General features: G+C 32.7%; 8 protein-coding genes. 2 read left to right on the forward strand and 6 right to left on the reverse strand.

Features of this window, described 5'->3' with window-relative positions:
• Window positions 1-30: 30 nt before the first annotated feature.
• The 6 genes from MHZ36_RS07735 to panB form a co-directional block, all read right to left on the reverse strand.
• The gene (locus MHZ36_RS07735) at window positions 31-360 is read right to left on the reverse strand and encodes a hypothetical protein (RefSeq protein ID WP_239230879.1); all 330 of its coding nucleotides are present in this window, start codon (window positions 358-360) and stop codon (window positions 31-33) included.
• Between the two features lie 259 nt (window positions 361-619).
• A complete protein-coding gene (locus MHZ36_RS07740) occupies window positions 620-2,140 on the reverse strand; it encodes an aldehyde dehydrogenase family protein (RefSeq protein WP_239230880.1) in 1,521 nt (506 codons plus the stop codon).
• Between the two features lie 126 nt (window positions 2,141-2,266).
• A complete protein-coding gene (locus MHZ36_RS07745; RefSeq protein ID WP_239230883.1) occupies window positions 2,267-2,623 on the reverse strand; it encodes a hypothetical protein in 357 nt (118 codons plus the stop codon).
• Window positions 2,624-3,059: 436 nt separating this feature from the next.
• Window positions 3,060-4,547 carry a malate dehydrogenase (quinone) gene (mqo, locus tag MHZ36_RS07750; protein WP_239230884.1) on the reverse strand — a complete coding sequence of 496 codons (1,488 nt, stop codon included), beginning with the start codon at window positions 4,545-4,547 and terminating at the stop codon, window positions 3,060-3,062.
• 256 nt (window positions 4,548-4,803) lie between these two features.
• Window positions 4,804-5,655, reverse strand: a complete 852-nt coding sequence (panC, locus tag MHZ36_RS07755) for a pantoate--beta-alanine ligase (RefSeq protein WP_239230886.1) — start codon at window positions 5,653-5,655, stop codon at window positions 4,804-4,806.
• Window positions 5,652-6,464 carry a 3-methyl-2-oxobutanoate hydroxymethyltransferase gene (gene panB / locus MHZ36_RS07760; protein ID WP_239230887.1) on the reverse strand — a complete coding sequence of 271 codons (813 nt, stop codon included), beginning with the start codon at window positions 6,462-6,464 and terminating at the stop codon, window positions 5,652-5,654. Before panB ends, panC begins: the two co-directional genes overlap by 4 nt.
• A gap of 79 nt (window positions 6,465-6,543) precedes the next feature.
• Between panB and MHZ36_RS07765 the strand changes: the two genes are divergently transcribed.
• Both MHZ36_RS07765 and MHZ36_RS07770 read left to right on the forward strand, forming a co-directional pair.
• Window positions 6,544-7,404, forward strand: coding sequence for an oxidoreductase (locus tag MHZ36_RS07765; RefSeq protein ID WP_239230890.1), 861 nt, complete (start codon window positions 6,544-6,546; stop codon window positions 7,402-7,404).
• A 441-nt stretch (window positions 7,405-7,845) separates the two neighbouring features.
• The coding region (locus tag MHZ36_RS07770) for an IS110 family transposase (protein WP_239230913.1) at window positions 7,846-8,476 on the forward strand (631 nt) is incomplete at its 3' end.

The raw sequence follows: 8,476 nt of genomic DNA on the forward strand, positions 1-8,476 counted from the left end.
TTTGAATTCAATTAACTACTTTCACCTTAATTATGCACTATTTAAATATTTATCATAATCAAAAGTATTAACATCATTTGTTACAATAACTCTAGTGCCTATTATCATTTCCAACACACGACTTACAATACAAATAGCGTCAAAATGTAACGATTTAATATCATTAATTTCCAATACAATAAAGCGAATCACATTAACGTCGGCACCAACACTTTTGATTAAATCTTCAATGTATAACGTTAATTGATTTATATAATCTCGATTTGAAATAGCAATGACTCTAGAATTAATTGGTTCTTTTCTGTCATTTCTTAGATACAAAAGTGTGTTACCCATACTATATCTAACAATTAAATACATCAAATCACACCACTTTATTTTTATTTACTATTAATATATACATTTCAAACAACTCCAAAACATTTTTCATTAATTTTGCACAATTTATAAATCGTTCCGTTAATGTAAACATAGAAAAAGAAGACCCCTATTATTTATCATTTGTCCACCATAGTATCATCCCGTTCTCCATGATAGAAATAGAATTAAAGTAATAGCAATCTTCTATATTTAATCAATATACCTATTATCTACTAAAGCGTTTCAAAAGTTTTGAACTTTAGAATAGCCCTGTTGGTTTAGTGTCATAACTCACTAATAAATTTTTTGTTTGTTGATAGTGCTCTAACATCATTAAATGATTTTCACGACCAATACCACTCATTTTGTATCCACCAAAAGCAGCATGTGCTGGATAAGTATGATAATTATTCACCCAGACTCTACCTGCTTGAATACCTCGACCAATTCGATATGCAATGTTTTGATTTCTAGTCCATAGTCCTGCGCCAAGTCCATATTCTGTGTCATTCGCCATCTCCAAGGCTTCATCTTCATCTTTAAATGTTGCAACAGATAACACAGGTCCAAATATTTCTTCTTGGAAAATTCTCATGTCTTGTGTACCTTTAAAAATTGTAGGTTCAATATAGAATCCATTTTCCAAGTTGTCTCCTTCGGTACGAATACCTCCACCTACTAGTACTTCTGCACCTTCTGCCTTGCCTATATCAAGGTACTTTTTAATTTTTTCTTGCTGTTCATTTGATGTTTGTGCACCAACCATTGTTGTATCATCTAATGGATTACCTAATTTAATTTTATTTACTTTTTCAATACATAACGTAATAAATGATTCATAGATATCTTCATGAATTAGTGCTCTTGATGGACAAGTACATACTTCACCTTGGTTCAAAGCAAACATCACTAATCCTTCAACTGCTTTATCTAAATAGTCATCATTTTCATCCATAACGTCTTTAAAGAATAAGTTCGGTGACTTCCCACCTAATTCCAATGTTACTGGAATAATATTATCGCTTGCATTTTTCATGATAATTTTTCCAGTTGTTGTTTCTCCCGTAAAAGCCACTTTATTAATACCTTTATGTGTTGCTAATGCCTCTCCTGTTTCTGCCCCAAAGCCATTAACAACATTTAGTATACCTTTTGGCAATAAATCTTCAATAAGTTCAATAAAATGTAAAATAGAAATTGGTGTTTGTTCTGCTGGTTTTAGTACTACAGCGTTACCTGTTACTAAAGCTGGAGCAATCTTCCATGTTGCCATGAGTAATGGAAAATTCCATGGAATAATTTGTCCTACAACGCCTAAAGGCTCTTTGTAATGATACGCTACTGTATCGTTATCAATCTGAGATATACCGCCTTCTTCGGCACGAATAACTCCTGCGAAGTATCTAAAATGATCTACAACTAAAGGTAAATCTGCTACCAATGTTTCTCTCACTGGTTTACCATTATCAAATGTTTCAATAACAGCTAAGTATTCTAAATTATCCTCTACTCTATCCGCAATATTCAACAACAGTTGTGAACGTTCAGCAGGTGATTTTTTAGACCACTCAACTTGTGCTTTTTTAGCCGCTTCAACAGCAAGGTCAACATCTGATTTTGTAGACCTCGGTACTTTTGCATATACATTACCAGTAATCGGAGAAATATTATCAAAGTATCCACCATCAATTGGAGCTTTCCATTCTCCTCCAATATAATTTGCATAAGTTGATTTCACTTTGTATTTTGCATTTTGTTCAGTTGGATTCGTATATATCATATTAAAACCTCCTCTACTCGCCTGTATACCCTATACCATATATTTGTAAGCGTTTTCTTTTAAAGGGATTTTTTTCCATTTTCACTTGTCTTATTGGTGAAAATGGGTCTCGTATTTACTATGTATCTATTTAACTGTCATAGCGGTAATTGCGCTAATAATTAAAACAATACCCGTTATGTAAAACATAAATAATAATAGTATAATTGGGGATATAAATGTAAGAATCAATCCTCCCATGATAAATATAAAAGCAAAACATAATTGCCAAATACCTGAAATAATACCAGTAGCAGTATATTTAAAAATTCCAAAAATTAATGCTGGTAAAAATAATAAAATAATCGTTGCTATGCTAATCATGAGATCATATGGCTGTTCGAAACTAATTGCATGCTTGCCTATAGAATACTTTGCACAAACTAATAATGTAAAAATTATCAAAACTGCTGATAAAAGAATAAATCCAATACGCGTCTTCAAAATATACACCTCAATAACAATCTGAAATATTCTAACTTCCAATATATTTTTACTCTTATATTATCTTTTGTCAACAAATCATATGATTTTAATTATTTTTTAATCTTTTTATTACTCTATATACAACATCTAATAGAACACAATCCTATTAAAATGAATTTTATTAAATCATAAGAAAGGCCGTTACTTTTTTAAAATGTTTTAATGTGAAATTATATATAAATACGACGTATTTTAACGAGACGCTTGAAGGAACATAACTAGCTGAAGCTGTCCACTAAGAAAGCGAACTAACAATACAAAGTATTAAGTATTAAATAATAAATAATAAAAAGAAGCACTCAGATAAATTAATTTATCTGAGTGCTATCTTTCTGGGATTTATATCCCAGGATTTTTATTAAATTTCAATACATCTATTAATTAAAACGCATTATTATTTGTTTATTAAATCAAGTTCATTTGATGTAGCTTGTCTGATTTCTTTTAATAGTGCATAATCTTCGATTAAAGAACTTCCATAAGACGGAATGATTTCTTTAATTTTCGTATCCCATTCTTTCATGTACTCTGGGAAATTCTTTTCTAATACTTCAAGTGCAACAGATACTGAAGTAGAAGCTCCTGGTGATTCACCTAACAATGCGATTACAGAATGGTCTTTAGAGTTAACCACTTCAGTACCGAATTGAATATAACCACGACCATGTTCTTTTGTATCTTTGATAACTTGAACACGTTTACCAGCGATGTGGATATCCCAGTCTTCATCTTTTGCGTTAGGTACAAATCTACGCAATTCTTTCATACGGTCTTCTTTTTTAGCCAATACTTCTTGGATTGAGTATTTCACTAATGGGAAGTTTTTAAATGCTGATGCTAACATCGTACCAACATTACTTGTATTTAATGATTTGAATAAATCAAGGTTAGAACCGTTTTTCAAGAATTTAGGACCTATTGCAGCAAACGGACCAAATAATAACGTATTCTCATCTTGGATATATCTTCTATCTAAGTGAGGAACTGTCATTGGCGGTGTGCCTGGCGGTTCTTTACCATAAACTTTGGCTTCGTGTTCTGCAACCACTTCTGGATTGTTACAAACTAGGAATGCACCACTGATAGGGAAACCACCTAGATGTTTACTTTCAGGAATACCTGTTTTTTGTAACAATGGAATCGCATGGCCACCCGCACCAATAAATACGTAGTCAGTAATATGTGTTTCCACTTTTTTAGTTTTTAGATCTTTCACTTTAACTTCCCATTTGCCATCTTTACGATGACTAAAGTCTTGGACTTCATGTTTATAGAAAATTTCAGCGTTATCATGTTCATTTAAGTTTTTAGCCATTTTTCTAGTAAGTTCTCCGAAGTTTACATCAGTACCTTCATCAATTTTACTAGCAGCAACTTTTTCCTCTGGATTACGACCTGCCATCATTAACGGAATCCATTCTTTGAGCTTTTCATGATCTTCCGTATATTCTATTCCTTTAAACATTGATAAAGGAGATAGCGCTTCAAAACGTTTTTTCAAGAAATTAACATTTCTTTCGCCTTGTACAAAGCTAATGTGCGGTAAAGGACGAATAAATTCTTGAGGATTTTGAATTTGGTTAGTCTTAACTAAATAAGACCAAAACTGTTTAGAAATTTCAAATTGCTCATTGATTTCTTTCGCCTTTTCAATATCGACAGAACCATCTTTTTGCTCAACTGTATAGTTCAATTCACACAATGCGGCATGTCCAGTACCAGCATTATTACGTTCATTTGAACTTTCAATTGCAGGTTTCTCAAGTCTTTCAAAAAGTTTTATATTCCAATCTGGTGCAAGATCTTTTAAAAATGAGCCGAATGTTGTACTTAAAACACCCGCGCCAATTAAAATGACGTCTTTAGAGTTTGAATCACTCATTTTTTTACCACCTTTCATAATTCACTTCTTTGAATAGTCCACAAGATAGAAAATCTAACTTGTAGGATGATACAATACAAACATTTTGCAATGTTATTAGGTATATACCCAATTTGTTGTAATATGATCATTCACTTGTCTTCTCGATAAATCTCTCTCACATTTAATGATAAATCAACGATAAGAAAATGTAAAATGTGTGCATCAAATTTTTTATCAATTTACTTTAAAAAACACAACATTACTAAATTCAATATTATTTGTTACTTATAATGATATTATCAATCAGTCGCGCTTTACTAAATTTAACTGCCAATGAAATAAATATGTCACCTGAAATATTTTGTTGTTCAACAAGCTCAGGATAACTATAAATTGCAAATGTTTCTATTTCACCTTCTGTATGCATTTTTAAGTAGTCACATGCTGCTGCAATTATTTTGTCACTTTCTCTTTCACCGTCTATATACATTTGATGGGCTAATTTCAAACTTTGGTAGAGATGAGGTGCTTGTTGACGCTCTTCCTCTGTTAAATAAATATTTCTTGAACTTCGTGCTAAACCATCCGTTTCACGAACGATATCTACGCCTTTAATTGTAATTGGATGATTAAAATCGATTACCATTTGTTCAATAATTGCAAGTTGCTGTGCATCTTTTTTTCCAAAATATGCGCAATGTGGTCGTACAATATTAAACAATTTATTAACTACAGTAACTACACCATCAAAGTGTCCAGGTCGTTGTGCCCCTTCTAATACCGTAGATAATCTGCCTGCGCTCACTTGTATTGTCGGCTTTGTAGGATACATTTCAGATTCACTTGGATGAAAAATATAATCCACACCAATACTTTCTGCTTTTTCAACATCACTCGGAATATTTCTTGGATAAGCATCAAAATCTTCATCAGGACCAAACTGTAATGGATTTACAAACACGCTTATGACAGTAATATCATTGTTTGAAATGGATTGTTCCATCATAGTCAAATGTCCTTCATGTAAAGCACCCATTGTAGGTACAAAACCTATTTGCAACCCATTTTCACGCCATTTTTGCGTCAATTCCATCATTTCTTTAATTGTCGTTATGATTTTAGTCATTCTGATTCCTCACTAAACACTTGTTTTTTATAAGTATGTTCTGAATCAGGGAATTGTACTGTTTTCACTTCACTATTGTATTGCGCTAAGGCATCTACACCTACAGAAAAGTCACCATAACGTTTAACAAACTTCGCTTTATGTTCAACACCATAATTTAATATGTCATGATAAACCAATACTTGGCCATCAGTTCCATTTCCTGCACCGATACCGATGACAGGCACATCCACTTTCTTAGTAATCACTGTCGCTAAGTCACTCGGAACAGCTTCCAACACAATCATCATAGCGCCTGCCTGTTGAATAGCCATTGCATCATCTATCAGTTGTTGTGCTTTTTCTTTAGTATTAGCTTGCATTTTATACCCCATAATACCAACACTTTGTGGTGTTAGTCCTAAATGAGAAACTACAGGTATACCAATATTACTGCACTTTTCTATAAAGGGCGTTAAGTGTGCACCCTCGGCTTTAATTGCATTCGCAGTCGTCTCACGATATAGCTTAATTGCTGTTTCGATATCTTGTTCATCACTCACACCAATCGCACCAAATGGAACATCTACCACAACAAATGTATTTGGCGCACCTCTCCTAACTGCCTTTCCATGATGAATCATGTCATCCACAGTAACTTGCACTGTACTTTCATAACCTAACACCGTCATGCCTAATGAGTCTCCCACAAGAATCGTATCAATTTGTGCCGTCTCAGCTTGTTTAGCACTTGGAAAATCATATGCTGTAACCATTGAAATTTTTTCATTATCTTGTTTCATTGTCAGTAGCTGATTTAATGTTTTCAATTAATATATACCTCACATTTTGTTATATTTAAATTATTAATCACATCTTAACTAAATTCTTTAGAAAAGGAAATATGAAATGACGAATATTGCAATTGTTGGACCTGGTGCTGTCGGTTGCACCATTGCACATGATTTATTACCGAATTTCCCCAGTTTAGCCTTGCTTGGAAGACGGGAGCAAAAACTTACATATGAGGAAGATCAAGAGCCACATACAATCACACATTTAAACGTGTCATCTATTTATCAACATAATAGCAAAGTGGATATCTTATTTATTGCTGTAAAAATACCTCAGTTAGATGAAGTAATTAAAGAACTACAACACCTAATTCACAAAGATACAATAATTATTTTGGCTCAAAATGGCACTGGTCAATTATCACGTATTCCACATAAACATGCGTATCAAGCAGTTGTTTATATTAGTGGACAAAAACAAGAACAAATCGTTACACATTTTCGAGATCACAAGATCTTATTACAGGATTCCAAACATACACGCGCATTATGCGATCTATTTTCGAATACAAAATTAGAAATCTCTTTAGTAGAGGATATTAATCAAGCGATATGGTATAAACTACTCGTAAACTTAGCGATTAATACAGTAACGGCTTTAACTCGACAATCTGCCAAAGTACTTAAAATAGACGGTATAGAATTATTATGCAAACGTTTATTAACAGAAGGCATTGAAATTGCGAAAGTCGAAGGTGCTAATTTTGATAAAAATATCATAGATGAGATTATGGACATATATCGTGGTTATCCTGATCATATGGGGACGAGTATGTATTATGACATTATTGCTGGTAATGCATTGGAGATTGAGGGTATACAAGGTTTTTTATACCGTAAAGCACACGAACATAAGTTATTTACTCCTACTCTCGATACAATATATCCATTGCTTTTAGCTCAACAGAAGCACTGATTTCAGGGCAATCAAGCGTAGGTCACTCTACGGTCAGACAACCCTCAGTCAGACCCCTAATTATTTTTTTATAACCTAAATAGCAATTTCTTTTTATATCAAACTTTTCTAGTTCTGCTAATATTATTGTAATTATCCGCTCTATTTAAAGGATTTTTATATTTTAGTAAATTCTCTCCAAACTATAAAAACATACTAAGATTAGCTGTGAAGAAATCTATGACGATAGATTTTTTCGCAGCTATTTTTTATAGTTGTAGAGAGGAGGAGACTGTGTGGACTCTTGGGTTTTAAACCCGTATAAAAAACTAGTCAGCTTTACTCTCGCCTTTTGAAATTCGTTTGTAGTATGTTGGGTTCTTGAAACCGTGTATAGGAAAATGAAATGAGAAAGGTTAAGTAAAGTTTAAACTTCTCAAATTAAACAAGGAGGTTTTAGTTATCGATTGTTTAGGGATTGATATTAGTAAAAGAAATAGTGTAGTTGCACATTATAAAGATGAAAAATTCCAAGAGGAATTTACCATTCAAAATAATAAAAATGGCTATAATTATTTATCAAAGTATTTGAACGACTTAGATCATCCACAAATTATTTTTGAATCTACAGGTATCTATTCAAGAGCTATGGTACGATTTTGTCGTGTAAATCAAATAAACTATATTGAAATGAACCCGTTAGAGGACAAATTTAGAACGAGTTCTTTAAGATCATGGAAAACTGATCAGGCTGATGCTCACAAACTCGCTCATTTAGCGCCTACTCTCAAACAAACGGACAGCTTACCTAAACATGAGACAATATTCTTTGAATTAAGAGAACGTGCCCGTTTTCATCTGGAGATTAAAAATGAACAAAATCGTCTTAAAGTTGAGATTGTTGAACTACTCCATCAAACATTTCCTGGTTTAGAAAAATTATTTAGTAGTCGATATTCAATCATTGCACTTAACATCGCAGAAATATTTACTCATCCAGACATAGTTATTGATATGAATAAGGATATACTTATTACGTATATATTCAATTCTACAGATAAGGGACTATCAATGGATAAAGCAGAAAAATATG

Origin of the sequence: Staphylococcus sp. ACRSN, assembly GCF_022346615.1 — a bacterium.
Taxonomy (GTDB): Bacteria; Bacillota; Bacilli; order Staphylococcales; family Staphylococcaceae; genus Staphylococcus.

Coding starts and splice junctions, on each gene's coding strand:
- mqo (WP_239230884.1), bottom strand. CDS start 4,547: ATGAGTGATTCAAACTCTAAAGACGTCATTTTAATTGGCGCGGGTGTT.
- MHZ36_RS07740 (WP_239230880.1), bottom strand. CDS start 2,140: ATGATATATACGAATCCAACTGAACAAAATGCAAAATACAAAGTGAAA.
- MHZ36_RS07735 (WP_239230879.1), bottom strand. CDS start 360: ATGTATTTAATTGTTAGATATAGTATGGGTAACACACTTTTGTATCTA.
- panC (WP_239230886.1), bottom strand. CDS start 5,655: ATGACTAAAATCATAACGACAATTAAAGAAATGATGGAATTGACGCAA.
- MHZ36_RS07765 (WP_239230890.1), top strand. CDS start 6,544: ATGACGAATATTGCAATTGTTGGACCTGGTGCTGTCGGTTGCACCATT.